Origin of the sequence: Escherichia sp. KCJ4928 (genome assembly GCF_004352695.1) — a bacterium.
GTDB lineage: Bacteria > Pseudomonadota > Gammaproteobacteria > Enterobacterales > Enterobacteriaceae > ECMA0423.
Genome location: NZ_SJWV01000683.1, coordinates 1 through 336, shown reverse-complemented (window position 1 = coordinate 336; position 336 = coordinate 1). Strand labels below are relative to the sequence as shown.

The 336-nt window shown below is 51.2% G+C and carries 1 pseudogene; it reads left to right on the top strand.

The annotated features are described in order from the left end of the window. Positions 1 to 336: pseudogene (locus tag E0D98_RS26250) on the top strand (DNA primase); the annotation flags it as partial.

Here is a 336-nt window from a genome sequence, read left to right as displayed (position 1 = left end):
TTTACGGAGGCGGAAAAAGCACAGGGACTGACCGATTTCAATGACCTGGACGCCAGCAGGGGACGAGACGCCTTTCAGCGAGCCATGAACGCACAGTTAGAATATATCGGTATCCCCACGCCCAACAGTGACACTACTGACCGCCGTGAAGCTATCGTGATCGGCAACCTGATATTCACACCGGTAAAAGATGAGAAGCCACAAATGTCCCCTGAAAACAGACAGAGCACAGCCCCTGAACCGGCAGTGTCGGAACAGAATCATCCTTATGACATCCCTGCAGAAGAGACAGACAATCAGGCATATGAAGATGACTATGCAGCATATGCATCCCTG